At 71.0% G+C, this 24,895-nt stretch carries 20 protein-coding genes and 1 pseudogene; 16 read left to right on the top strand and 5 right to left on the bottom strand.

What is annotated here, in order from left to right; genetic code table 11:
* Window positions 1-9 precede the first annotated feature (9 nt).
* From OTB16_RS29680 to nuoN, 13 genes are read left to right on the top strand one after another with little or no spacing between them, the layout of a single operon-like run.
* Window positions 10-564, top strand: coding sequence for a NuoB/complex I 20 kDa subunit family protein (locus tag OTB16_RS29680; RefSeq protein ID WP_007265818.1), 555 nt, complete (start codon window positions 10-12; stop codon window positions 562-564).
* Window positions 561-1,280, top strand: a complete 720-nt coding sequence (locus OTB16_RS29685; protein ID WP_267724072.1) for an NADH-quinone oxidoreductase subunit C — start codon at window positions 561-563, stop codon at window positions 1,278-1,280. The genes OTB16_RS29680 and OTB16_RS29685 overlap by 4 nt, the downstream gene beginning before the upstream one ends.
* Complete coding sequence (locus OTB16_RS29690; protein ID WP_267724074.1) at window positions 1,280-2,602, top strand: NADH-quinone oxidoreductase subunit D; 1,323 nt, start codon at window positions 1,280-1,282, stop codon at window positions 2,600-2,602. Before OTB16_RS29685 ends, OTB16_RS29690 begins: the two co-directional genes overlap by 1 nt.
* Window positions 2,599-3,336 carry an NADH-quinone oxidoreductase subunit NuoE gene (nuoE, locus tag OTB16_RS29695; protein ID WP_267724076.1) on the top strand — a complete coding sequence of 246 codons (738 nt, stop codon included), beginning with the start codon at window positions 2,599-2,601 and terminating at the stop codon, window positions 3,334-3,336. Before OTB16_RS29690 ends, nuoE begins: the two co-directional genes overlap by 4 nt.
* Window positions 3,336-4,715, top strand: a complete 1,380-nt coding sequence (nuoF, locus tag OTB16_RS29700; protein WP_267724078.1) for an NADH-quinone oxidoreductase subunit NuoF — start codon at window positions 3,336-3,338, stop codon at window positions 4,713-4,715. Before nuoE ends, nuoF begins: the two co-directional genes overlap by 1 nt.
* Window positions 4,712-7,231 carry an NADH-quinone oxidoreductase subunit G gene (locus OTB16_RS29705; RefSeq protein ID WP_267724080.1) on the top strand — a complete coding sequence of 840 codons (2,520 nt, stop codon included), beginning with the start codon at window positions 4,712-4,714 and terminating at the stop codon, window positions 7,229-7,231. The genes nuoF and OTB16_RS29705 overlap by 4 nt, the downstream gene beginning before the upstream one ends.
* On the top strand, window positions 7,228-8,580 hold the full coding sequence (nuoH, locus tag OTB16_RS29710; RefSeq protein WP_267724082.1) for an NADH-quinone oxidoreductase subunit NuoH: 1,353 nt from the start codon (window positions 7,228-7,230) through the stop codon (window positions 8,578-8,580). Before OTB16_RS29705 ends, nuoH begins: the two co-directional genes overlap by 4 nt.
* A 3-nt stretch (window positions 8,581-8,583) precedes the next feature.
* Window positions 8,584-9,174: an NADH-quinone oxidoreductase subunit NuoI gene (gene nuoI / locus OTB16_RS29715; protein WP_267724084.1), complete on the top strand. Its 591-nt coding sequence runs from the start codon at window positions 8,584-8,586 to the stop codon at window positions 9,172-9,174.
* Window positions 9,171-9,986: an NADH-quinone oxidoreductase subunit J gene (locus tag OTB16_RS29720; RefSeq protein ID WP_267724086.1), complete on the top strand. Its 816-nt coding sequence runs from the start codon at window positions 9,171-9,173 to the stop codon at window positions 9,984-9,986. The genes nuoI and OTB16_RS29720 overlap by 4 nt, the downstream gene beginning before the upstream one ends.
* Window positions 9,983-10,282 (top strand): NADH-quinone oxidoreductase subunit NuoK, encoded by a 300-nt coding sequence (gene nuoK, locus OTB16_RS29725; protein ID WP_030864698.1) that lies wholly within the window; start codon window positions 9,983-9,985, stop codon window positions 10,280-10,282. The genes OTB16_RS29720 and nuoK overlap by 4 nt, the downstream gene beginning before the upstream one ends.
* A gap of 12 nt (window positions 10,283-10,294) precedes the next feature.
* The gene (gene nuoL, locus OTB16_RS29730; protein WP_267724092.1) at window positions 10,295-12,289 is read left to right on the top strand and encodes an NADH-quinone oxidoreductase subunit L; all 1,995 of its coding nucleotides are present in this window, start codon (window positions 10,295-10,297) and stop codon (window positions 12,287-12,289) included.
* Window position 12,290: 1 nt separating this feature from the next.
* Window positions 12,291-13,892 (top strand): NADH-quinone oxidoreductase subunit M, encoded by a 1,602-nt coding sequence (locus OTB16_RS29735; RefSeq protein WP_267724094.1) that lies wholly within the window; start codon window positions 12,291-12,293, stop codon window positions 13,890-13,892.
* A gap of 5 nt (window positions 13,893-13,897) precedes the next feature.
* Window positions 13,898-15,544 (top strand): NADH-quinone oxidoreductase subunit NuoN, encoded by a 1,647-nt coding sequence (gene nuoN / locus OTB16_RS29740; RefSeq protein WP_420717825.1) that lies wholly within the window; start codon window positions 13,898-13,900, stop codon window positions 15,542-15,544.
* 67 nt (window positions 15,545-15,611) lie between these two features.
* Here nuoN and OTB16_RS29745 read toward each other — a convergent pair whose 3' ends face one another.
* From OTB16_RS29745 to fahA, 3 genes are all read right to left on the bottom strand, one after another.
* Entirely contained in the window at window positions 15,612-16,211 is a 600-nt protein-coding gene (locus tag OTB16_RS29745) for a Uma2 family endonuclease (RefSeq protein ID WP_267724096.1), read from the bottom strand.
* Window positions 16,212-16,320: 109 nt separating this feature from the next.
* Window positions 16,321-16,926 carry a hypothetical protein gene (locus OTB16_RS29750; protein WP_267724098.1) on the bottom strand — a complete coding sequence of 202 codons (606 nt, stop codon included), beginning with the start codon at window positions 16,924-16,926 and terminating at the stop codon, window positions 16,321-16,323.
* A 171-nt stretch (window positions 16,927-17,097) separates the two neighbouring features.
* Window positions 17,098-18,321 (bottom strand): fumarylacetoacetase, encoded by a 1,224-nt coding sequence (gene fahA, locus OTB16_RS29755; RefSeq protein ID WP_267724100.1) that lies wholly within the window; start codon window positions 18,319-18,321, stop codon window positions 17,098-17,100.
* Window positions 18,322-18,462: 141 nt separating this feature from the next.
* On the opposite strand from fahA, the gene OTB16_RS29760 reads away from it, so the two are divergent.
* On the top strand, window positions 18,463-19,269 hold the full coding sequence (locus tag OTB16_RS29760) for a Cof-type HAD-IIB family hydrolase (RefSeq protein ID WP_267724102.1): 807 nt from the start codon (window positions 18,463-18,465) through the stop codon (window positions 19,267-19,269).
* Between the two features lie 68 nt (window positions 19,270-19,337).
* On the opposite strand, the gene OTB16_RS29765 is transcribed toward OTB16_RS29760, so the two are convergent.
* Window positions 19,338-21,341: a CocE/NonD family hydrolase gene (locus OTB16_RS29765; RefSeq protein ID WP_267724104.1), complete on the bottom strand. Its 2,004-nt coding sequence runs from the start codon at window positions 21,339-21,341 to the stop codon at window positions 19,338-19,340.
* A gap of 54 nt (window positions 21,342-21,395) precedes the next feature.
* Window positions 21,396-22,088, bottom strand: a pseudogene (locus OTB16_RS29770) (peptide MFS transporter); the annotation flags it as partial.
* Window positions 22,089-22,278: 190 nt separating this feature from the next.
* Here OTB16_RS29770 and OTB16_RS29775 point away from each other — a divergent pair.
* Both OTB16_RS29775 and OTB16_RS29780 read left to right on the top strand, forming a co-directional pair.
* Window positions 22,279-23,289, top strand: coding sequence for a polyprenyl synthetase family protein (locus OTB16_RS29775; protein ID WP_267724106.1), 1,011 nt, complete (start codon window positions 22,279-22,281; stop codon window positions 23,287-23,289).
* Window positions 23,290-23,562: 273 nt separating this feature from the next.
* Window positions 23,563-24,762 carry a LolA family protein gene (locus OTB16_RS29780; RefSeq protein ID WP_267724107.1) on the top strand — a complete coding sequence of 400 codons (1,200 nt, stop codon included), beginning with the start codon at window positions 23,563-23,565 and terminating at the stop codon, window positions 24,760-24,762.
* Window positions 24,763-24,895: the final 133 nt, after the last annotated feature.

Consider the following 24,895-nt stretch of genomic DNA (forward strand, 5'->3'; position numbering starts at 1 on the left):
GAAGTTTCCATGGGACTGGAAGAGAAGCTGCCGAGCGGCTTTCTGCTGACCACCGTCGAACAGGCCGCGGGATGGGTGCGCAAGTCATCCGTCTTCCCCGCGACCTTCGGCCTCGCCTGCTGCGCCATCGAGATGATGACCACCGGAGCGGGCCGGTACGACCTGGCCCGCTTCGGCATGGAGGTCTTCCGCGGCTCCCCGCGCCAGGCCGACCTGATGATCGTGGCCGGCCGGGTCAGCCAGAAGATGGCGCCCGTGCTGCGGCAGGTGTACGACCAGATGCCCGCTCCCAAATGGGTCATCTCCATGGGGGTCTGCGCATCCTCGGGCGGAATGTTCAACAACTACGCGATCGTCCAGGGCGTCGACCACATCGTCCCGGTGGACATCTACCTCCCCGGCTGCCCGCCGCGCCCCGAGATGCTGATGGACGCGATCCTCAAGCTCCACCAGAAGATCCAGGGCTCCAAGCTCGGCGTGAACCGGGAAGAGGCCGCCCGCGAGGCGGAGGAGGCGGCCCTCAAGGCACTCCCCACCATCGAGATGAAGGGGCTGCTCCGGTGAGCGAGACCCAAGAGCCGGAGAACGGCAGCAACGTCCCCGCTCCGAGGGCGCAGGGGCCCGAGGTCATCGGCGTCCGCACGGGCATGTTCGGGGCGGCGGCCGGCGGTGACACCAGCGGCTACGGCGGCCTGGTCCGCACCGTGGCCCTGCCCGGCGCGAGCAGCCGCCCGTACGGCTCGTACTTCGACGAGGTCGCCGACGAGCTCGAAGGGGCCTTGGAGGAGCAGGACGTGCTCCCCGGGAACGCCATCGAGAAGACGGTGGTCGACCGGGGCGAGCTGACCTTCCACATCGCCCGCGAGCACCTCGTCCGCGTCGCCCGCACCCTGCGCGACGACCCGGCCCTGCGCTTCGAGCTCTGCACCGGCGTCTCCGGGGTGCACTTCCCCGGCGACAAGGGGCGCGAGCTGCACGCCGTCTACCACCTGCGCTCGCTCACCCACGGACGGATCCTGCGGCTGGAGGTGTCGGTCCCGGACAGCGACCCGCACGTCCCCTCGCTGGTCGCGGTCTACCCGACCAACGACTGGCACGAGCGCGAGACCTACGACTTCTTCGGCCTGGTCTTCGACGGGCACCCCGCCCTCACGCGGATCATGATGCCGGACGACTGGCAGGGCTTCCCGCAGCGCAAGGACTACCCGCTCGGCGGCATCGCCGTCGAGTACAAGGGCGCCCAGATCCCGGCTCCCGACCAGCGGAGGTCGTACAGCTGATGTCCACTTCACACGCCTCCTCCCGGGAGACCACCGAAGGCCCCGTCTACACCGTCACCGGCGGCGACTGGGACGAGATCGTCCAGTCGGCGGCCCGCGCGGACGACGAGCGGATCGTCGTCAACATGGGCCCCCAGCACCCGTCCACCCACGGAGTGCTCCGCCTGATCCTGGAGATCGACGGCGAGACGGTCACCGAGGCCCGCTGCGGAATCGGCTACCTGCACACCGGCATCGAGAAGAACCTCGAATACCGGAACTGGACGCAGGGCACCACCTTCGTGACGCGCATGGACTACCTGACGCCGTTCTTCAACGAGACGGCCTACTGCCTCGGCGTCGAGAAGCTCCTCGGCATCACCGACCAAATCCCGGACCGCGCCACCGTCATCCGCGTCCTGCTGATGGAACTCAACCGGCTCTCCTCCCACCTGGTGTGCATCGCCACCGGCGGCATGGAGCTGGGCGCGACCACGATCATGATCTACGGCTTCCGCGACCGCGAGCTGATCCTGGACGTCTTCGAGCTGATCACCGGCCTGCGCATGAACCACGCGTTCGTCCGGCCCGGCGGCCTCGCCCAGGACCTGCCCCCGGGCGCGGTCGACCAGCTGCGCGATGTCGTCAAGACCATGAAGAAGAACCTGCCGGAGTACGACAAGCTCGCCACCGGCAACCCCATCTTCAAGGCCCGCATGCAGGACGTCGGCTACCTCGACCTCACCGGCGCCATGGCGCTCGGTGCCACCGGCCCGGTGCTCCGCTCCGCCGGCCTGCCGCACGACCTGCGCAAGTCGGACCCGTACTGCGGATACGAGACCTACGAGTTCGACGTCCCGACCACCGAGACCTGCGACTCGTACGGGCGGTTCCTGATCCGCCTGGAGGAGATGCGCCAGTCACTGCGGATCGTCGAGCAGTGTCTGGACCGGCTGCAGCCGGGTCCGGTCATGGTCGCCGACAAGAAGATCGCCTGGCCGGCGCAGCTCGCCATGGGACCCGACGGGCTCGGCAACTCGCTCGACCACATCAAGAACATCATGGGCACCTCCATGGAGGCCCTCATCCACCACTTCAAGCTGGTGACCGAGGGCTTCCGGGTCCCCGCCGGGCAGGCCTACGCGGCCGTCGAATCGCCCAAGGGCGAGCTCGGCGTCCACGTCGTCTCCGACGGCGGCACCCGCCCCTACCGGGTCCACTTCCGCGACCCGTCCTTCACCAACCTTCAGGCCATGGCCGCGATGTGCGAAGGCGGCCAGGTCGCCGACGTCATCGTCGCCGTCGCCTCCATCGACCCCGTGATGGGAGGCGTCGACCGATGACCGACATCCAACTGGGCATGCCGCAGCTGCCCGCCCCCGACTACCCGGCGGAGGTGCGCGAGCGGCTCGCGGCGGACGCCGTCGAGGTCATCGCGCGCTATCCCGACAGCCGCAGCGCGCTGCTGCCCCTGCTGCACCTCATCCAGTCGCAGGAGGGCTACGTCTCGCGCACCGGCATCCGCTTCTGCGCCGACGTGCTGGGCCTGACCACCGCCGAGGTCACCGCCGTGGCCACCTTCTACACGATGTACCGGCGCAAGCCCTCCGGCGACTACCAGGTCGGCGTCTGTACGAACACCCTGTGCGCGGTGATGGGCGGCGACGCCATCTTCGACGAGCTGAAGGAACACCTCGGGGTCGGCAACAACGAGACCACCCCCGACGGCAAGGTCACCCTCGAACACATCGAGTGCAACGCGGCCTGCGACTTCGCCCCCGTGGTGATGGTGAACTGGGAGTTCTTCGACAACCAGACCCCCGAGTCCGCCAAGGCCATGGTCGACGACCTGCTGGCCGGCCGCCCGGTCGAGCCGACCCGGGGCGCGCCGCTGTGCACGTACAAGGAGACGGCCCGCATCCTGGCCGGCTTCCCGGACGAGCGCGAGGGCGCGGTGGAGGCCACCGGCGGCGCCGGCCACGCCTCCCTCATCGGACTGCGCATCGCCCGCGGCGAGACCCCGCACACCTCGATCGTGCACCCGCGTGGCGAGACCACCACCCAGGGAGGGGAGTGATGACCGTGTCCACTCCGAAGGAAAGCCGCGGGGACACCTCCCCGCCGGAGGCCGGGGGAAGCGGCAGCCCGGAGAAGCTCCTGTCGCCCGTCCTGTCGGCGTTCTGGGACGACCCGCAGTCGTGGACGCTGGCGACCTACCGGCGCCACGAGGGGTACGAGGGCCTGCGCAAGGCGCTCGCGATGACCCCCGACGACCTGATCGCCTACGTGAAGGACTCCGGCCTGCGCGGCCGCGGCGGCGCCGGCTTCCCCACCGGGATGAAGTGGCAGTTCATCCCGCAGGGCGATGGCAAGCCGCACTACCTCGTCGTGAACGCGGACGAGTCGGAGCCGGGCACCTGCAAGGACATCCCGCTCCTCTTCGCCAACCCGCACTCCCTCATCGAGGGAATGATCATCGCCTGCTACGCGATCCGCTCGGCGCACGCCTTCATCTACCTGCGCGGCGAGGTCGTACCCGTCCTGCGGCGCCTGCACGAGGCGGTGCGCGAGGCGTACGAGGCCGGATACCTCGGGAAGGACATCCTCGGCAGCGGGCTCGACCTCGACATCACGGTGCACGCCGGGGCGGGCGCGTACATCTGCGGCGAGGAGACGGCGCTGCTCGACTCCCTCGAAGGCCGGCGCGGACAGCCCCGGCTGCGGCCGCCCTTCCCGGCCGTCGAGGGGCTCTACGCGTGCCCCACCGTCGTCAACAACGTCGAGTCCATCGCCTCGGTGCCCGCGATCCTGAACAACGGCAAGGACTGGTTCAAGGCGATGGGGACGGAGAAGTCCCCCGGCTTCACGCTCTACTCGCTCTCCGGACACGTCCGCGGCCCCGGCCAGTACGAGGCCCCGCTCGGCATCACCCTGCGCCAGCTGCTCGACATGAGCGGCGGGATGCGCCCCGGGCACCGGCTGAAGTTCTGGACCCCGGGCGGCTCCTCCACCCCGATGTTCACGGACGAGCACCTCGACGTGCCCCTCGACTACGAGGGAGTCGGCGCCGCCGGGTCGATGCTCGGCACCAAGGCGCTCCAGTGCTTCGACGAGACGACCTGCGTGGTGCGGGCCGTCACCCGGTGGACCGAGTTCTACGCCCACGAGTCCTGCGGCAAGTGCACCCCCTGCCGCGAGGGCACGTACTGGCTGGTCCAGCTGCTGCGCGACATCGAGACCGGCAAGGGCGTCATGTCCGACCTCGACAAGCTGAACGACATCGCCGACAACATCAACGGCAAGTCCTTCTGCGCCCTCGGCGACGGTGCGGCCAGCCCGATCTTCTCCTCGCTCAAATACTTCCGCGAGGAGTACGAGCAGCACATCACGGGCAAGGGCTGCCCCTTCGACCCCAAGAAGTCGACCCTCTGGGCTGACACGGAGGTGAACGCATGACCATCACCACCAACGCGCCGGCCGGTGGCGGCGAGGCCGCCGGGCCACCCGCGAACGCCGAGGACACGGTTTCCCTCACCATCGACGGCATCGAGCTGTCGGTGCCCAAGGGCACCCTGGTGATCCGGGCCGCCGAGCAGCTCGGCATCGAGATCCCCCGGTTCTGCGACCACCCCCTCCTCTCGCCGGCCGGCGCCTGCCGCCAGTGCATCGTCGAGGTCGAGGGCCAGCGCAAGCCGATGGCCTCCTGCACCATCACCTGCACCGACGGCATGGTCGTCAAGACGCAGCTGACATCGGAGGTCGCCGACAAGGCCCAGCGCGGGGTGATGGAGCTGCTGCTCATCAACCACCCGCTGGACTGCCCGGTCTGCGACAAGGGCGGCGAGTGCCCGCTGCAGAACCAGGCGATGTCCCACGGCAACGCCGAGTCCCGCTTCGAGGGCCGCAAGCGCACCTACGAGAAGCCCGTCCCGATCTCCACGCAGGTGCTGCTGGACCGCGAGCGGTGCGTGCTGTGCGCGCGCTGCACCCGCTTCTCCAACGAGATCGCCGGCGACCCGATGATCGAGCTCCTGGAACGCGGCGCGCTCCAGCAGGTCGGCACCGGTGAGGGCGACCCGTTCGAGTCGTACTTCTCCGGCAACACCATCCAGATCTGCCCCGTCGGCGCGCTGACCTCGGCCGCCTACCGGTTCCGCTCCCGCCCCTTCGACCTCGTCTCCTCCCCGAGCGTGTGCGAGCACTGCGCGGGCGGCTGCGCGACCCGGACCGACCACCGGCGCGGCAAGGTGCTGCGCCGCCTGGCCGCCGAGGACCCCGAGGTCAACGAGGAGTGGATCTGCGACAAGGGCCGCTTCGGGTTCCGCTACGCGCAGCGCCCGGACCGGCTCACCACCCCGCTGGTCCGCGGCAGCGACGGCATCCTGGCCCCGGCCAGCTGGCCCGAGGCGCTGGAGGCCGCGGCGAACGGGCTGGCCGGGGCGCGCGGCCGGGCCGGCGTGCTGACCGGCGGCCGGCTCACCGTCGAGGACGCCTACGCGTACGCCAAGTTCGCGCGGGTGGTGCTCGACACCAACGACATCGACTTCCGGGCCCGCGTGCACAGCGCGGAGGAGGCCGAGTTCCTGGCCGCCTCCGTCGCCGGCACCGGCAAGGACCTCGACGGCACCGGCGTCACGTACGCCTCGCTGGAGGCGGCGCCCGCGGTGCTGCTGGCCGGCATCGAGGCCGAGGAGGAGGCCCCCGGCGTCTTCCTGCGGCTGCGCAAGGCCCACCGCAAGCACAAGCAGCGGACCTTCGCCCTCGCCCCCTTCGCCACCCGGGGCCTGGCCAAGGCGGGCGGCACCCTGCTGGCCGCCGCCCCCGGCACCGAGCCCGCGTGGCTCGACGCGCTGGCCACCCGCGGCGGCCTGGAGGCCGGCGGGTCCACCGCCGCCGCCGACGCGCTGCGCGCGCCCGGCGCGGTCATCGTCGTCGGGGAGCGCCTCGCCGGCGTTCCGGGCGCGCTGACCGCCGCCGTACGGGCCGCCAACGCCACCGGCGCCAAGCTCGTGTGGATCCCGCGCCGGGCCGGGGAGCGGGCCGCCGTCGAGGCGGGCGCGCTGCCGTCCCTGCTGCCCGGCGGCCGCCCGGCCACCGACCCGCGGGCCCGCGACGAGGTCGCCACCGCCTGGGGCCTGGACGAGCTCCCGCACCGCTACGGCCGCGACACCGGCCAGATCGTCGAGGCCGCGGCCACGCGCGAACTGTCCGCCCTGCTGGTCGCGGGCGTGGAGGTCGCCGACCTGCCCGACCCGGCCCGCGCGCGCACCGCGCTCCAGGAGGCCTTCGTGGTCTCCCTGGAACTGCGGCCCAGCGAGGTCACCGACCACGCGGACGTGGTGTTCCCGGTCGCCGCGGTCGTCGAGAAGCCGGGCGCGTTCGTCAACTGGGAGGGCAGGGTCCGGCCGTTCGAGGCCTCCCTCAAGCCCGAGCAGATGACCCGGCGCCTCGCCCCCGCCGACTCCCGCGTGCTGCACATGCTGGCCGACGAGGCCGGCCGGCCGATCGCCCTGCCCGACGTACACGCCGTACGCCGGGAGCTGGAGCGGCTCGGCCCGTGGGAGGGGGCGCTCGCTTCCGAGCAGTCCACCGACCCGGAGCCGCTGCCCCGCCCCGGAGCGGGCGAGGCGGTTCTCGCGGGCCACCGGCTCCTCCTCGACCAGGGCCGCCTCCAGGACGGCGACGACGCCCTGGCCGGCACCCGGCACGAGGCGAGCGCCCGGCTGTCGGCGGCCACGGCGGCCGAGACCGGCGTCAAGAGCGGCGACGTCCTCGCGGTCACCGGCCCCACCGGAACCGTGGAGCTGCCGCTGCGGATCACCGAGATGCCCGACCGGGTGGTCTGGCTCCCGCTGAACTCCACCGGATCCGGCGTACTCGCCGACACCGGCGCCCGCCCGGGCACCCTCGTGCGCATCGGCCCGGCGACCCCGGCCGGCGCGGGCGCCAGCACTGCGGAGGTGGACGCGTGAACGCGGTACAGATCGCCGCGGAGGACCTCTCCCTCTTCGGCCGCGACGTGTGGTGGCTCGTCGTCGTCAAGGCGGTGTTCTGCTTCGCCTTCCTGATGGTGACCGTGCTGTTCTCCATCGTGTGGGAGCGCAAGGTCGTCGCCTGGATGCAGCTGCGCATCGGCCCCAACCGGCACGGCCCCTGGGGCATGCTCCAGTCGCTCGCCGACGGCGTGAAGCTGATGCTGAAGGAAGACCTGATCGTCAAGCGGGCCGACAAGGTCGTCTACGTCCTGGCGCCGATCATCGCGGCGATCCCGGCCTTCATGGCCATCGCGGTGATCCCCTTCGGGCCCGCGGGCAACGAGGTCTCCATCTTCGGCCAGCGCACCACGATGCAGCTGACCGACCTGCCCATCGCGATGCTCTACATCCTCGCGGTGGCCTCGGTCGGCATCTACGGCATCGTCCTCGCCGGCTGGTCCTCCGGCTCGACCTACCCGCTCCTCGGCGGCCTGCGCTCCTGCGCGCAGATGATCTCGTACGAGATCGCGATGGGCGCGGCCTTCGCCTCGGTCTTCCTCTACTCCGGGTCGATGTCGACCTCGGCGATCGTGGAAGCCCAGGCGGACCGCTGGTACATCATCCTGCTGCCGGTCTCCTTCATCATCTACGTGATCACGATGGTCGGCGAGACGAACCGCGCCCCCTTCGACATGCCGGAGTCCGAGGGCGACCTCGTCGGCGGCTTCAACACCGAGTACTCCTCCATCAAGTTCGCGTTGTTCATGCTGGCCGAGTACGTCAACATGGTCACCGTCTCGGCGGTCTCGGTCACCCTCTTCCTGGGCGGCTGGCGGGCCCCGGCGCCGATCTCCACCTACTGGGAGGGCGCGAACCACGGCTGGTGGCCGATGCTCTGGTTCGTCCTCAAGGTGCAGCTCCTCCTCTTCTTCTTCATCTGGCTCCGCGGCACGCTGCCCCGCGTGCGCTACGACCAGCTGATGAAGCTCGGCTGGAAGGTCCTGATCCCGGTCTCGCTGGTCTGGCTGATGCTGGTGGCCACCGTCCGCGCCCTGCGCAACGAGGCCTATGACTTCAGCGAGATCGTCCTCTACGTCGGCGGCGCCGTCGTGGCGATCCTGCTCCTCTCCTTCGTCGTGGACCTGTTCCGCGACAAGCGCGAGAAGGCGGCGGCCCAAGAGGCCGTCCACGACGCCGAGCCCTTCGACCCGCTGGCGGGCGGGTTCCCCGTACCGCCCAAGCCCGGCCAGCACCTGGCACCCGTACCGCGCCGGAGGTCCCGCGGCGAGCGGGAGCTGATCGTCAGCGGCGGGACGAATTCCGACAGTGACCGAGAGGAGGCTTGAGAGATGTCCGACGACAAGTGGCAGAACCCGGTGGCGGGCTTCGGCGTGACCTTCAAGGCCATGTTCAAGAAGCGCCTCACCGAGCAGTACCCGGAGCAGCGGAAGACCACCGCTCCGCGCTTCCACGGACGGCATCAGCTCAACCGGCACCCGGACGGTCTGGAGAAGTGCATCGGGTGCGAACTGTGCGCCTGGGCCTGTCCCGCCGACGCGATCTACGTGGAGGGCGCGGACAACACCGAGGAGGAGCGCTACTCCCCGGGTGAGCGGTACGGCGCCGTCTACCAGATCAACTACGCCCGCTGCATCCTGTGCGGGCTGTGCGTCGAGGCGTGCCCGACGCGGGCGCTGACCATGACGAACGAGTTCGAACTGGCCGACTCCAGCCGCGAAGCGCTCATCTACACCAAGGAGCAGCTGCTCTCCGGCCTCACCGAGGGCATGGTCGAGGCACCGCACTCGATCTTCCCCGGCGCGGACGACACGGACTACTACCGCGGACTGGTGACGGGCGCCGCCCCGGGCACGGTCCGCCAGGTCGCGGTGTCCAAGGGCGAGACGACGGCGGACGAATCCGAGGAGGTGGGGGCATGAGCACGATCGCCGCTGCGGCCACCTCGCTCACCTCCACCGGTGAGGCCGTGCAGTTCTGGATCCTCGGCACCGTCGCCGTCATCGGCGCGCTGGCCACGATCCTGATGAAGAAGGCCGTCCACAGTGCGCTGAGCCTGGCCGGGACGATGATCATCCTGGCGGTCTTCTACCTCGCCAACGGGGCGTACTTCCTGGGCGTCGTCCAGATCGTCGTCTACACCGGCGCGATCATGATGCTCTTCCTCTTCGTGGTCATGCTCGTCGGCGTCACCGCCGCGGACTCCCTCACGGAGACCATCAAGGGGCAGCGCTGGCTGGCCGCCCTGTGCGGACTCGGCTTCGGCATCCTGCTGATCGCCGGCATCGGCAACGCCGGGATCACCCACTTCAACGGGCTCGGCCGGGTCAACTCCGGCGGCCACGTGGAGGGCCTGGCCCAGCTGATCTTCACCAAGTACGTCTTCGCCTTCGAGCTCACCGGCGCGCTGCTGATCACCGCCGCCGTCGGCGCGATGGTGCTCACCCACCGCGAGCGCACCGAGCGGGCCGCCACGCAGCGCGAGCTCGCCGACCGGCGCGTGCGCGACGGCGTCCAGCTCCCGCCGCTGCCCGCCCCCGGCGTCTACGCCCGGCACAACGCGGTGGACGTCCCCGGCCTGCTGCCGGACGGCACCCCGTCCGAGCTGACGGTCAACCAGACCCTGCGGGCCCGCGGTCAGATCCGGGACGTCTCCGGCCAGGCGCTGGACGACCTCAAGGCACTGGAGCAGGCCTCCTCGGAGCGCCTCGGCCGTGAGGAGGCCTCGAAGTGAACCCGGTCAACTACCTGTACCTGGCGGCCCTGCTGTTCACCATCGGCGCGGCCGGCGTGCTCATCCGGAAGAACGCGATCGTGCTGTTCATGTGCGTCGAGCTGATGCTCAACGCCTGCAACCTCGCCTTCGTCGCCTTCTCCCGCATGCACGGCAACCTCGACGGCCAGATCATCGCCTTCTTCACGATGGTCGTCGCCGCCGCGGAGGTCGTGGTGGGCCTCGCGATCATCGTGTCCCTGTTCCGTACCCGCCACTCGGCCTCGGTCGACGACGCCAGCCTGATGAAGCTGTAAGGGGCGTTCACCGTGGAGAATCTGATTGCGCTGCTGGTGGCGGCGCCCCTGCTCGGAGCGGTGGTGCTGCTCTGCGGCGGCCGGCGCCTCGACAAGACCGGCCACTGGATCGGCACGCTGTTCGCGGCCGTGTCCTTCGGCGTCGGGGTCGCCCTCTTCGCCGACATGCTGGGGCGCGGCGCCGAGGACCGCACCCTGCACCAGTTCCTGTTCAGCTGGATTCCGGTGGAGGGCTTCCAGGCCGACATCGCGTTCCAGCTGGACCAGCTGTCGATGACGTTCGTCCTGCTCATCTCCGGGGTGGGCACGCTCATCCACGTGTACTCGATCGGGTACATGGAGCACGACGAGCGCCGCCGCCGCTTCTTCGGCTACCTGAACCTGTTCGTCGCGGCGATGCTGCTGCTCGTCGTCGCCGACAACTACCTGCTGCTGTACTTCGGCTGGGAGGGCGTCGGCCTCGCCTCGTACCTCCTGATCGGCTTCTGGCAGCACAAGCCCAGCGCGGCCACCGCCGCGAAGAAGGCCTTCCTGGTCAACCGCGTCGGCGACATCGGCCTGTCGATCGCGATCATGCTGATGTTCACCACGTTCGGCACCTTCGCCTTCGGCCCGGTGCTCGGCTCGGTCGGCGCAGAGACATCAGTCGCTGCCGCTCCGGTGTCGGAGGGCACGCTGACGGCGATCGGCCTGATGCTGCTGCTGGCCGCCTGCGGCAAGTCGGCGCAGGTGCCGCTCCAGTCCTGGCTCGGCGACGCGATGGAGGGCCCGACCCCGGTCTCGGCCCTGATCCACGCCGCCACCATGGTCACCGCGGGCGTCTACCTGATCGTCCGCTCGGGCGCCATCTTCAACGGGGCGCCCGACGCCCAGCTGGTGGTCACCGTCGTCGGCGCGGTCACGCTCCTCTTCGGTGCGATCGTCGGTTGCGCGAAGGACGACATCAAGAAGGCCCTCGCGGGCTCGACGATGTCGCAGATCGGCTACATGATCCTCGCCGCGGGCCTCGGCCCCATCGGTTACGTCTTCGCGATCATGCACCTGGTCACGCACGGCTTCTTCAAGGCCGGCCTGTTCCTCGGCGCGGGTTCCGTGATGCACGGGATGAACGACGAGGTCGACATGCGCAAGTACGGCGGCCTGCGGAAGTACATGCCGGTCACCTTCGTGACCTTCGGCCTCGGCTACCTGGCGATCATCGGCTTCCCCGGCCTGTCCGGCTTCTTCTCCAAGGACATGATCATCGAGGCGGCCTTCGCCAAGGGCGGCACCCAGGGCTGGATCCTCGGCGGGGTCACCCTGCTGGGGGCCGGCATCACCGCGTTCTACATGACCCGCGTCATGATCCTCACCTTCTTCGGTGAGAAGCGCTGGCAGCCGACCGCCACCGGCGCGGTGCAGCAGGACGGGACGACGGCACGTGCCGTGTCCGGTCACGAGCCCGCGGCTTCGCAGCACGGCTCCGGGGAGATGCCGCACCCTCATGAGTCCCCGAAGTCGATGACCGTCCCCATGGTCGTACTCGCCTTCGGCTCCGTCTTCGCGGGAGGGTTCTTCAGCATCGGGGACCGTTTCGTGAACTGGCTGGAGCCCGTCACGGGCTACGCGCACGGCTCCCCGCCGGTCAGCGCCCTGACGGTGACCGCGGCCACCATGGTCGTCCTGGCCGCCGGTGTCGCCATCGCCTGGTCGATGTACGGCCGCAGGCCCGTCCCGGTGGTCGCCCCGCGCGGTTCGGTCCTCACCCGGGCCGCCCGCCGGGACCTCTACCAGGACGACTTCAACCACGCCGTGCTGGTGCGCGGCGGGGAGCACCTGACCCGTTCCCTCGTGTACGTGGACCACAGCCTGGTCGACGGAGTGGTCAACGGGACGGCCGCCGGCGTCGGCGGGCTGTCGGGCCGGCTGCGCAAGCTCCAGAACGGCTACGCCCGCAGCTACGCGGTCTCGATGTTCGGGGGCACGGCGATCCTGATCGCCGCGACCCTGCTGATGAGGGCGGTGTGAGATGAATTTCCCGCTTCTGACGGTGACGGCGGCGCTGCCCGCGGTCGGCGCGATCCTCACGGCGGCCGTTCCGGCCGCCCGCAGGACGCTCGCCAAGTGGCTCGCGCTGCTGTTCTCGCTGGCGACCCTGGCCCTGGCCGTGCTCGTGGCGATCCGCTTCGAGCCCGGCGGAGACCGCTACCAGCTGACCGAGTCCCGCGCCTGGATCGCCGACTTCGGCGTCCGCTACGAGCTAGGGGTCGACGGCATCGGGGTGGTGCTCATCGCGCTCACCGCGCTGCTGATCCCCTTCGTGATCGCGGCCGGCTGGAACGACGCCGACCCCCTCGAGACGCACTCGTCCCGCTGGCGGCCGACGCAGGGCTTCTTCGCCCTGATCCTGCTGGTCGAGGCGATGGTGATCATCTCCTTCGAGGCCACCGACGTCTTCCTCTTCTACATCTTCTTCGAAGCCATGCTCATCCCGATGTACTTCCTCATCGGCGGCTTCGGCGACCGGGCGCACTCGGGATCCGACGAGAACGCGGCCGCGCAGCGCTCGTACGCGGCGGTCAAGTTCCTCCTCTACAACCTGGCCGGCGGCCTGATCATGCTGGCCGCCGTCATCGGGCTCTACGTGGTCGCCGGGAACTTCTCGCTCCAGGAGATCACCGCCGCCCGCGCCGCGGGCACGCTCGACATGGCGACCAACACCGAGCGGTGGCTGTTCCTCGGCTTCTTCTTCGCCTTCGCGGTGAAGGCCCCGCTGTGGCCGCTGCACACCTGGCTGCCGAACGCGATGGGCGAGGCCACCGCCCCGGTCGCCGTACTGATCACCGCGGTCGTCGACAAGGTCGGCACCTTCGCGATGCTCCGCTTCTGCCTCGGGCTCTTCCCCGAGGCCAGCAAGTGGGCCACGCCGGTGATCCTGGTCCTGGCCCTGATCAGCATCGTCTACGGCGCGCTGGTCGCGGTCGGCCAGCGGGACATCAAGCGGCTGGTCGCGTACGCCTCGATCTCGCACTTCGGCTTCATCGTCCTGGGCATCTTCGCGATGACCTCCCAGGGCCAGTCCGGGGCGACGCTCTACATGGTCAACCACGGGATCTCGACGGCGGCACTGATGCTGGTGGCCGGGTTCCTGATCTCGCGGCGCGGTTCGCGGCTCATCGCCGACTACGGAGGCGTCCAGAAGGTGGCCCCCGTCCTCGCCGGCACCTTCCTGATCGGCGGCCTCGCCACCCTCTCGCTGCCGGGCCTGGCGCCCTTCGTCAGCGAGTTCCTGGTCCTGGTCGGGACGTTCTCCCGGTACCCGGTCGTCGGCATCATCGCCACCACCGGCATCGTGCTGGCCGCGCTCTACACGCTGGTGCTCTACCAGCGCACGATGACCGGTCCCGTGAAGGAGGAGGTCCGCACCATGCCGGACCTGCACCTGCGCGAGGTGCTGGTGGTCGCGCCGCTGATCGTGCTGCTGATCGGGCTGGGCGTCTACCCGAAGCCGCTGACCGACATCGTCAACCCGGCGGTGCAGCACACCATGTCCGACGTGAAGCAGACGGACCCGGCGCCCGAAGTGGCCGTCGAGGCCGTGCCTGCGAAGAATGGGGAGGCGGCCAAGTGAGTACCGTGACTGCTGCCCAGGGTCTGTGGACGCTGGCGGCCGAGGGGCCGGTCGACCGGATCCCGACGCCGGTCATCGAGTACGCGCAGCTCGCGCCCACGCTGATCGTGCTGGGCGCGGCGATCCTCGGAGTCCTCGTCGAGGCCTTCGTGCCACGCAAGTCCCGTTACTACGTGCAGGTGTTCCTCGCCGTCGCCGCGCTGGCGTCCGCCTTCGCGGCGGTCGTCGGCCTCGCCGCTGGCGGGTACGGGAGCACCAAGGCGCAGGTCGCCGCCATGGGCGCCATCGCCGTGGACGGCCCGGCGCTGTTCCTCCAGGGGACCATCCTGCTGGCCTCGATCGTGGCCGTGTTCACCTTCGCCGAGCGGCGGCTCGACCCGGAGGCCCACGGCAGCCGGGTGGATTCCTTCGCCGCCCAGGCGGCGTCCGTACCGGGCAGCGAGAGCGAGAAGGCCGCCGTGAAGGCGGGCTTCACCACCACCGAGGTCTACCCGCTGGCGCTGTTCGCGGTCGCCGGAATGCTGATCTTCCCGGCGGCCAACGACCTGCTGACGCTGTTCATCGCGCTGGAGGTCTTCTCCCTCCCGCTCTACCTGCTCTGCGCCGTCGCCCGCCGCCACCGGCTGATGTCGCAGGAGGCCGCGGTGAAGTACTTCCTGCTGGGAGCCTTCTCCTCCGCCTTCCTCCTGTTCGGCATCGCGCTGCTCTACGGGTACGCGGGCTCGGTCTCGTACGCCGTGATCGCCGACGTGGTCGACGGTACGGTCACCAAGATCGACCCGGCGCTGGCCTCCACCATGGGCAACGACGCGCTGCTGCTGATCGGCGGCGCGCTGATCCTGATGGGCCTGCTCTTCAAGGTCGGCGCGGTCCCCTTCCACATGTGGACCCCGGACGTCTACCAGGGCGCCCCGACCCCGGTCACCGGCTTCATGGCCGCGGCGACGAAGGTGGCCGCCTTCGGCGCCCTCCTGCGCCTCCTCTACGTGGTCCTGCCGGGCCTGCGCTGGGACTGGCGGCCGGTGATGTGGGGCGTCGCGATCGTGACGATGCTGGCGGGCGCGGTGATCGCCGTGACCCAGACGGACGTCAAGCGGCTGCTGGCGTACTCCTCGATCGCGCACGCGGGCTTCATCCTGGCCGGTGTCATCGCGACCTCGGCGGAGGGCGTCAAGTCCGTCCTGTTCTACCTGGGTGCGTACTCCTTCGTGACGATCGGCGCCTTCGCGGTGGTCACGCTGGTGCGCGACGCGGGCGGCGAGGCCACGCACCTGTCCAAGTGGGCCGGTCTGGGGCGGCGTTCGCCGCTGACGGCGGCGGTCTTCGCCGTGTTCCTGCTGGCCTTCGCCGGCATCCCGCTGACGTCCGGCTTCTCCGGGAAGTTCGCCGTGTTCAAGGCGGCCGCGGAGAGCGGCGCGGGGGCGCTGGTCGTGGTGGGCGTCATCTCGTCCGCCATCGCCGCGTTCTTCTACGTCCGGGTGATCGTGCTGATGTTCTTCAGCGAGCCGAAGGCCGACGGCCCGACGGTGGCCGTGCCCTCGCCGCTGACGATGACCACCATCGCGGTGGGCGTCGCGGTCACGCTGGTGCTGGGCGTGGCCCCGCAGTACTTCCTGGAACTGGCCGGGCAGGCGAGCACGTTCGTCCGCTGACCCGTCCCGGTACGGCGCAGGGCCCGGCCCCCTTCGGGGGGCCGGGCCCTGCGGCCTACCCGGGGTCCTACTCGGGGCGCTTGCGCTTCGGCGTGATGGCGCCGAGGTCCAGATCGACGGGAAAGGGCACGGAGACCTTCAGCCGGTCGTGGAAGATCCCGGTGGCGACGTACTTCCGGGTGGCGGGATCGAGCTCGTAGACGTAGACCACGGCCCGGCCGTCCGTGTTCTCGGCCCGCCAGAAGTGGGGGATTCCGGCCCGTGCGTACTTCACGGGTTTGGTCTCGCGGTCGCGGCCGACGGACTCGGGGGACACGACTTCGATCGCGAGCAGGACCGCATCGGCGGGCAGGCGCGTCTGGGCCAGGTCGCCGACGGCATCGTCACGGCAGACGATGACGTCGGGTTCGGGCCGGTTGCTCCGGTCGATGTCGATGGTGAACTCCCGGAGTACCTCCAGGCCTTCCGGGACCAGCGACTGGAGTCCCCAGTTGAAGAAGTCCACAGCGCGCGAATGGAACAGGGTCTGCGGACTCACGAAGATCAGGCTCCCGTCGATCAGCTCCGTGTGCGGAGGCAGATGCGGAAGCGTGTCCAGGTCGTCGGCAGTCCAGCCGCCCGGCGGGGGGATCGGCCAGCTGTGTTCCGGGTTCATCAGTGCTCCCATGAGCCGGAGTCTCGCGAGTGCCGCCAGCGTATCGCCGGGGATCCGCGCATCACCGTCCTTGCGGGTGAGTCATATGCGGGAGGCACTTGACGTCCTCGGTCGGTGCGGGCTAGTGCCCGTGCGCGTGTGCGGAGCCGCCCGCCGCCGGGGTCTTCTTCGGGCAGGTCAGCGCGGGGTTCCAATTGTGGAAGCGGCCGGCCGGGTTCTTCTTGTACGCCCACATGTGCAGGTCGTAGTGCTTGGGCATGCCCGCCCAGTGGCCGGGCATGGGCCCGTCGAACGGAAGCCCGAACATGCTCGGCCGGTCGCCGGCGGTCTTCAGGTCCTGGTCCCCGTCGGTCGCCATCCACTCCACGGTCTGGAGCGTGCGGCGGCCGTGGCGGTCCTTCTCGGAGCTGTAGAGGAGCGCGGTGGGCTTCGCGGGGTCCATGGAGCCCCAGTTGGCCTGCTTGACGTAGTGGTAGCCCATGGCGCCGACGCCGAACGGGTTGGTCATACAGGTCTGGCCCTTCGGGACGTACCCGTCCCTGAGCGCGGTGCGCTCGTCCACGTACCTGGCCGTCGCCCGGATCGCCGTCGCCATGTCCTTCATCGCCCTGGGGTTCCGCGGGTCGGGCGCCGGCCCCTCGACGCCGTGGGCCGGGGCCACGGCGGTCAGGCCGAGCGACACGGTGGCGGCGCAGGCGAGAACGGCCTTCAGGCTGCGTACGGGCATGGCGGCTCCTCCGGTGGGGGTACGGGGTACGGGTTACCGATCCGTCCGCCCACCATCCCGGCCCCCCGCGCGCGGCGCACGCGGGCCGCACCCAAAGGGGTGCGGCCCGCGTGACGGGGCGTCGGGTGAGGGGGCGTCGGGTGCCGTGCGGCCCGCGCCGCCCGCCTCCCGCTAGCGGGAGGCGGTGATGCGGCCCGTGACCTCGCCGAGGCCCACGCGGGTGCCGTCGGGGCCCGGGGCCCAGGCGGTGAGGGTGACGGTGTCGCCGTCCTCCAGGAACGTCCGCTTGCCGTCGGCGAGTTCGATGGCGTCGCGGCCGTTCCAGGTGAGCTCCAGCAGGGAGCCGCGCTGGTCCACGTCCGGGCCGCTGACGGTGCCGGAGCCGTAGACGTCGCCGGTGCGCAGGGAGGCGCCGTTGACGGTCATGTGGGCGAGCTGCTGGGCGGCCGTCCAGTACATCGAGGCGAACGGCGGCCGCGAGACCTCCTGCCCGTTGATGGAGACGGTGAGGTGCAGGTCGAAGCCGCCGGGCCGGTCGCTGCCCGCGTCGTCGAGGTAGGGCAGGAGCGGGAAGTCCCGGGCCGGAGGGGCGACGCGGGCGGCGTCCAGGGCCTCCAGCGGGGTGACCCAGGCGGAGACGGAGGTGGCGAAGGACTTGCCGAGGAACGGGCCGAGCGGCACGTACTCCCAGGCCTGCACGTCGCGCGCCGACCAGTCGTTGAGGAGGAAGAGACCGAAGACGTGGTCCTCGAACTCGCCCAGCGCCACCGGGCGGCCCAGCTCCGAGGGGGCGCCGACGACGAAGCCCACCTCGGCCTCGATGTCGAGCTTGACCGACGGGCCGAACACGGGCGCCGGGTCGGACGGGGCCTTGCGCTGCCCCGAGGGCCGTACGACGTCCGTGCCGGAGACGACGATCGTGCCCGAGCGGCCGTGGTAACCGATCGGCAGGTGCTTCCAGTTCGGGGTCAGCGCGTCCCCGTCCGGGCGGAAGATCTTCCCGACGTTGGTGGCGTGGTGCTCGCTGGCGTAGAAGTCGACGTAGTCGGCGACCTCGTACGGCAGGTGCAGCTCGACCGCGTCCAGGGACAGCAGGTGCGGCTCCACGGCCGGGCGGTGGCCGGGGTCGGTGACCCACGCGGTCAGCGCGCGGCGCACGTCGCGCCAGGCGGTGCGCCCGGCGGCCAGCAGCGGGTTGAGGGAGGGCTGCCCGAGCAGTCCGGCGTACGGGGAGCCGAGCGCGGCGGCGGCCGCCCCCGCGTCGAGCACGTGCCCGCCGATGCGCACACCGATCCGGCGGCGGCTCTCCCCGGCGGTCGAGAAGACGCCGTAGGGGAGGTTGTGCGGCCCGAACGGGTCGCCCTCGGGGACATCGAGGGGGCTCTGCTGGGGCATGGGGTGCTGCCTCGCTTTCGACGCGGTCCGGGGGTGTCCCGGGGGCTGGCTGACACGTTACGTGGCTGATGATGCCTGCGGGAGGCCGGATTCGGGCGCTATTTGTAGGACTTGTCCAACGGGGTCCGTATCCTTGGCGCCGTGACTTCCGCCCTCCCCTTTGACTTGATCGCCACCGACCTGGACGGGACTCTGCTGTGCGCCGGTGACACCGTCTCCGACCGCTCCCACCAGGCACTCGCCGCCGCACGCGCCGCCGGGGCCCGCCACATCATCGTCACAGGACGCCCCGTCCCGCAGGTCCGCCACGTCCTGGACGGCCTCGGCTATTCGGGGCTCGCGGTGTGCGGGCAGGGCGCCCAGGTGTACGACGCGGCGCGCGGGGTCCTGCTGCACTCCGTCTCCATGGACCGGGGGCTGGCCGAGGTCGCCCTCGGCAAGATCGAGGCGGAGATCGGCGAGGTCTACGCGGCGGTCAACCAGGAAGGGGTGGACGCGGAGATGCTGATAGGGCCCGGCTACCGGATGTGGCACCCCCACCTGCCGACGGTCCCGGTCCCGCGCAGGTCGGACCTGTGGTCGGCCCCGATCAACAAGGTGCTGCTCCAGCACCCCGAGCTGGACGACGACGAGCTGACGCGCCTCGCCCGGTCGGTGGTCGGCGACCTGGTGAACGTCACCATGGCCGGCGAGCACACGGTGGAACTCCAGCCGCCGGGCATCGACAAGGCCAGCGGTCTGGCCCGGGCGGCGGAGTTCCTGGGGGCGTCGGCGGCGGGGACGATCGCGTTCGGGGACATGCCGAACGACATCCCGATGTTCGCGTGGGCCGCCCGGGGGGTGGCGATGGCGAACGCGCACCGGGAGCTGGTCGCGGTGGCCGACGAGATGACGCTGTCCAACGAAGACGACGGCATCGCGGTGGTCCTGGAACGCCTCTTCCCCTGACGGGCGGGGCCTGGCCGCCTCTCAGCGACGCCGTTGCGGGGGCTCCGCCCCGGGAGCGGAGCGGCCCGTCAGCCCGCCGTGCGGGGGAGGCGGCGTTCCCACGTGCGGTGGAAGACGACCTCGTCGCCCTCCCGGCACACCACCTCGTTCGACGTCAGGAACCCGCCCTCGTCGCAGCGGATCTCCGACCGGGTCTCGACCCGCGCGTCCCAGCCCAGGTCCGGCCTCCGCAGCCGCACCTTCCACTGCGACCGGGTCGACGCCGACAGCGCGTCCGCCTCCTGGATCTCGTACACCTCCACCGCGTCCTCGCTGAACTCCAGCCCGTCCGGATAGACCCGCGTGCCCCCGTACCGCGGGTCCACCTCCAGCCGCCACGTGCCGCGGGCGACGTCCCGTACGACCAGCCGCTCGGGCCGCGGCTCGTCCAGCGTGTCCGGGTGGACCACCCCCAGCGGCTGCGACTGCTCCGGCTCCCCGAAGGCGATCCCGTCGTCCCCGGCGGACCGCGCCCGCACCGGGAGGGTCACCTCGCTGCCCGCCGGGTCCAGGGTCCAGCCGGGCTCGGAGCCGGTTCGCGGCCAGATCCACGGCCAGTACGCGGAAGACAGCGACAGGCGGATGCGGTGGCCCGGGGCGAAGGCGTGCCCGATGCCGTTCAGCTCGAAGGTGACGTCCTCGTACGCGCCCGTCGGCCACGGGACGGCCCGGTCCCGGCCGTGGCGCGCGGAGAGGTTCAGCGCGCCCCGAGTGACGAGCGTCGAGGAGCCGTCCGGGGCCACGTCGCACAGCCGGGCCACCACCTGCCCGTACGGGACGTCCAGCCGCAGCCGCAGGGTCACCGCGGGGCGGCCCAGGATCTCCACCGGCTCGCCCTCGCCCACCGGGAACTCGAAGCAGGCCGACTTCGCGTCCTCCTCGCGCTGGTCCGGCGGCAGGTCGGCGTCGTTGCCGAACGGGAAGAACCGGCCCGCGTCCAGCCCGGTGTGCTGCGGCGAGGCGACTTCCACCGGCGCGCCCTGGAGTCCGTACGGGACGGGGATCACCGACGCGGACGGCCACGCCTTCTCGCCGACCCAGCGGCCCGGCAGCTCCGCGTACACGGTGGCCGGCGGGTGCGAGTCGCTGATCCAGGAGCGCAGCAGCGGCTCGTCCATCACGCCGTTGTCCTCGCCCTTGAGCCAGTGGTCCCACCAGCGCAGGGTCTCCTGGAGGAAGCCGATCGCCGGACCCGGGGGCAGCCCGCGGTCGGGGTACTGGTGCGACCACGGTCCGATCAGGCCCCGGACCCGGTCCGCGGGCAGGTGCTCGACCAGCCGCAGCACCGTGTCCCGGTACGGGTCGTGCCAGCCGCCCACCGCGAGGACCGCCGCGCCGACGGCCGCGTAGTCCTCGCAGACGCTGCCGTGGCGCCAGTAGTCGTCCCGGGTCTGGTGCGAGAGCCAGGTGTGGACGAGCGGCTCCACGCCCTCCAGCCGGTCCAGCCACTGCTCCCGCCAGCCGTCGCCCGCGTACAGCGGGTCCGGCGGGCGCGCGGCGAACGCCAGCATCGTCGCCGCCCAGGCGTGCATGTCCACGGCCAGCACCGAGCCGCCCATGTAGTGCACGTCGTTGTCGAAGCGGTCGTCGGTCGAGCACACGGTCACGACGGCCTTCAGCGCCTCGGGGCCGAGTGCGGCGATCTGGAGGCTGTTGAAGCCGCCCCAGGAGATCCCGAACATGCCCACCGAGCCCGAGCACCACGGCTGTGCCGCCAGCCACTCGACCACGGCGACCCCGTCGGCCAGCTCCCGGGCGTCGTACTCGTCGCCGGGGCGGCCCCCGCTGCACCCGTGGCCGCGCACGTCCACCCGGACCGAGGCGTAGCCGTGGCCCGCGTACCAGGGGTGGCGCTGCCAGTCGCGGGGCGCGGTCCAGTCGGTGAGCCGGTAGGGGAGGTACTCCAGCAGGGCGGGGACGGGGCCGTCCGTCACCGGGCGCCAGATCCGGGCGTACAGCTCGACGCCGTCGGACAGCGGGATCCGGACATCCTCGCGGGTGGTCTCGTACGGGAAATCGGTACGGATGATCATCGGAGTGGGTCGCCAATCGCCTCAGTGGACGGGGTGCATCGTGCGCCGCAGCCAGGGCGCGAGCGCGAACTCGGCGCAGTGCCCGCGGCCGGCCAGGTGGCGGCGGCCCATGACGTACTGGATCAGGCCGAAGGTCATGCCGATGGCGGCCGCGGAGAAGCCCCAGTGCCAGCCCTGGTGCTCGCCGAGCCAGCCGGTGATCAGGGGGCCGGCGAACGCGCCGATGTTGATGGACATGTAGTAGAGCGCGAAACCGGCGTCGCGCCGGTCGTCGTCGGTGCGGTACAGCTTGCCCACCATGGTGGCCACGTTGGGCTTGAGCAGGCCGGTTCCCGCACTGATCAGGCCGAGGCCCACCCAGGTCATGGCGGCGGTGGGGACCGCCATGGCGTAGTGGCCGCAGGCGATCAGGATCCCGCCCCACAGGACGGCCCGGTAGGAACCGAGGATGCGGTCGGCGAGCCAGCCGCCCGCGACGGAGACGAGGTAGACCATGGTCCCGTAGGCCGCGGAGACGGACGCCGCGGTGCCCGGGTTCATCCCCAGGCCGCCGTTCGCCACCGTGTCCGCGAAGTAGAGGACGAGGATGGCCTGCATGCCGAGGAACGAGAAGCGCTCCCAGACCTCCAGCCCGGACAGGGTGGCGAGACCCCGGGGGTGGCCGAGGAAGGCATGGTCGTCCTCGGGCGGCGGCTGCTCGGCCTCCGGTTCCGGGGATCCGTCTGTGTCGGACGCAGTTCTGGACAAAAGACATTCTCCGGTTGTATCGGCTCCACAAGAACATACCGGTGCGCTTCGGGCACTGCTCGGGTGGCGGCCGGACAGGCGCTCTCCGTGATCGAAAACAGACCGGATACGCTGGCTTGAGTGATGGCAGCGACACATCGACAATCCATGTGATCGTCAGCGTGATCGTCAGCAGACAGGAGTACCCCTCGTGACCGTCGTCGGGCCGTTCGGACTGAGCGTGCGGGACCAGGCTCTTGAGACCGATGTCCAGGCGGGACTGGCCGCCGTCGAGGCGGGTCTGCTGGAGGCCACCAAGAGCGAAGTCCCCTTCATCACCGAGGCCGCGCAGCACCTCGTGCGGGCCGGCGGCAAGCGGTTCCGGCCGCTGCTGGTGATGCTCGCGTCCCGTTTCGGCGATCCGTACGCGCCCGGGATCGTGCCGTCCGCCGTGGTGGTCGAGCTCACCCACCTGGCGACGCTCTACCACGACGACGTCATGGACGAGGCGGACGTGCGCCGCGGCGTGGACAGCGCGAACGCCCGCTGGGGCAACTCGGTGGCCGTCCTGACGGGTGACTTCCTGTTCGCCCGGGCCTCCCACATCCTGGCCGACCTCGGACCCGAGGCCGTGCGCGTCCAGGCCGAGGCCTTCGAGCGGCTGGTGACCGGCCAGATCCTGGAGACGGCCGGCCCGCGCGACGGCCGCGACCCCGTCGCCCACTACCTCGACGTCATCGCGGGCAAGACCGGCTCGCTGATCGCCGTCTCCGGCCGCTTCGGCGCGCTGATGTCCGGCGCCGACGAGTCGGTCGTCGACATCCTCACCCAGTACGGCGAGCGCCTCGGCACCGCCTTCCAGCTCGCCGACGACGTCCTCGACATCGCCTCCGACGCCCACGAGTCCGGCAAGACCCCGGGCACCGACCTGCGCGAGGGCATCCCCACCCTGCCCGTGCTGCGGCTGCGCGAGATCGCGGCCCGCGACGGGCGCGCCGAGGACCTGGAACTCGTACGGCTCCTGGACGGCGACCTCACGGACGACGCCCGGCACGCCGAGGCCCTGACCCGGCTGCGGGCGCACCCGGCCCTGGAGCGGGCCCGCCGCGACACCATCCGATGCGCGGAGGACGCGCGCGCCACGCTCGCGCCGCTGCCCGAGTGCTTCGCGAAGTCGGCCCTGGAAGAGCTGTGCGATGCCGTGGTGCACCGCGCCGGCTGACGCCGCCGCGCGGCGGCCGTCCCGGCCGTGGTCTCCGCTGCGGTCCCGGTCGTGGTCCCCGCTGCGGAACGGGCCCTTCCGCCCCGTCGACCCCTACGGGTCGGGGCAGGGGGGCCCGCGCCGTGTCATCCCACGGTCGTACGCGCAATTGCGTCCGGGGGCTGACGCCCCGGAGCCGTCGATTTGGTCAGATGGAGTCATCAACCCCACCAGATCGGGTGAGCGCGGCGACACGGGGGTCGCCGCCGTCGACACAGAGGGCAGGGCACTGACATGGCAGCGAACACGAAGACTTCTCGCAAGGTCGCCCGGTACGGCGTACCGGTCGCGGTGGCAGGTGTGGCCGCGGCGACCATCGCGATGGTCCCGGCCTTCGCCAACGCCGCGGGGCCCGACCTGCCCAAGGTGACGGCGCAGGAGCTCATCGCGAAGATCGCGGCATCGGACGTACAGCAGCTGTCCGGCACGGCCAAGATCAGCACCGACCTGGGCCTGCCGAAGCTCGCGACCGGGCTGCTCGGGGGCGGCGGCGTCGCGGGCGGATCGGCCGACCCGGAGGACAAGGTCGCGCAGCTGGCGAACGGCACGCACACCGTGCGCGTCGCCGCCGACGGCCCGGACCGCCAGAAGCTGACCTTCCTGGACGGCAAGGACGAGTACAGCCTCATCCACAACGGCAACGACGTGTGGGGCTACGACTCCCAGTCGAACGAGGTCTTCCACGAGAAGAACGCCGGCAAGGCCGGGGAGCACAAGACGGGCGACCGCCTCGGCGGCGCCTCGCCCCAGCAGCTGGCCCAGGACGTCCTGAAGGCCGCCGGAACCACCACGGACGTCAGCGTCGGCGACACCGCCCAGGTGGCCGGCCGGGACGCCTACCAGCTGGTGCTCAAGCCCAAGCAGACCGGCTCCACGGTCGGCTCGGTCAAGATCGCGGTCGATGCCAAGAACGGCGTGCCGCTGCGCGTGCAGTTGCTCTCCGCCCAGGGCGGCAAGCCGATTGCGGACGCGGGCTTCACCCAGATCGACTTCGCCAAGCCGGCGGCCGACACCTTCGCCTTCACCCCGCCCAAGGGCGCCAAGCTGACCGAGGGCACGGACGGGCCCGCGGCCGGCAAGGACGCCCACGACAAGGGCCTCAAGGCGCTGGAGTCCTTCCCGGGCCTCGGCCAGCTGGCCGGCGGAGAGAACGGCAAGGGCGACGTGAAGGTCCTCGGCGAGGGCTGGGCGACCGTCGCCCGGATCGACACCGGCGCGGGCACGAACCTCAAGGACCTGGAGAACGACAAGAACACCCCGAAGGAGGCCAAGCAGTTCCTGAACTCCCTCGGGGAGAAGGTCTCCGGGTCGTTCGGCGAGGGCCGGGTCCTGTCGACCCGCCTGGTCAACGCCCTGATCACGGACGACGGCAAGGTCTACGTCGGCGCGGTCACCAAGGACCAGCTGGTCAAGACGGCCAACACCGTCAAGTAGGGCGGACAGCGCCGAGTAGGGCGGACACCGCCGAGTAGTCGGCGCGTGGCCGCACGCACGCCGAGGGTGGCCCGGGACCTGTGTCCCGGGCCACCCTTCTGCCGTAGTCCTCCTGCGTACGCCCGCCCCCGCT

It is taken from the genome of Streptomyces antarcticus (genome assembly GCF_026627255.1).
Taxonomy (GTDB): Bacteria; Actinomycetota; Actinomycetes; order Streptomycetales; family Streptomycetaceae; genus Streptomyces; species Streptomyces antarcticus.

Coding starts and splice junctions, on each gene's coding strand:
- OTB16_RS29680 (WP_007265818.1), top strand. CDS start 10: ATGGGACTGGAAGAGAAGCTGCCGAGCGGCTTTCTGCTGACCACCGTC.
- OTB16_RS29690 (WP_267724074.1), top strand. CDS start 1,280: ATGTCCACTTCACACGCCTCCTCCCGGGAGACCACCGAAGGCCCCGTC.
- nuoE (WP_267724076.1), top strand. CDS start 2,599: ATGACCGACATCCAACTGGGCATGCCGCAGCTGCCCGCCCCCGACTAC.
- nuoF (WP_267724078.1), top strand. CDS start 3,336: ATGACCGTGTCCACTCCGAAGGAAAGCCGCGGGGACACCTCCCCGCCG.
- OTB16_RS29705 (WP_267724080.1), top strand. CDS start 4,712: ATGACCATCACCACCAACGCGCCGGCCGGTGGCGGCGAGGCCGCCGGG.
- nuoI (WP_267724084.1), top strand. CDS start 8,584: ATGTCCGACGACAAGTGGCAGAACCCGGTGGCGGGCTTCGGCGTGACC.
- OTB16_RS29720 (WP_267724086.1), top strand. CDS start 9,171: ATGAGCACGATCGCCGCTGCGGCCACCTCGCTCACCTCCACCGGTGAG.
- OTB16_RS29735 (WP_267724094.1), top strand. CDS start 12,291: ATGAATTTCCCGCTTCTGACGGTGACGGCGGCGCTGCCCGCGGTCGGC.
- OTB16_RS29745 (WP_267724096.1), bottom strand. CDS start 16,211: ATGGGAGCACTGATGAACCCGGAACACAGCTGGCCGATCCCCCCGCCG.
- OTB16_RS29750 (WP_267724098.1), bottom strand. CDS start 16,926: ATGCCCGTACGCAGCCTGAAGGCCGTTCTCGCCTGCGCCGCCACCGTG.
- fahA (WP_267724100.1), bottom strand. CDS start 18,321: ATGCCCCAGCAGAGCCCCCTCGATGTCCCCGAGGGCGACCCGTTCGGG.
- OTB16_RS29765 (WP_267724104.1), bottom strand. CDS start 21,341: ATGATCATCCGTACCGATTTCCCGTACGAGACCACCCGCGAGGATGTC.
- OTB16_RS29780 (WP_267724107.1), top strand. CDS start 23,563: ATGGCAGCGAACACGAAGACTTCTCGCAAGGTCGCCCGGTACGGCGTA.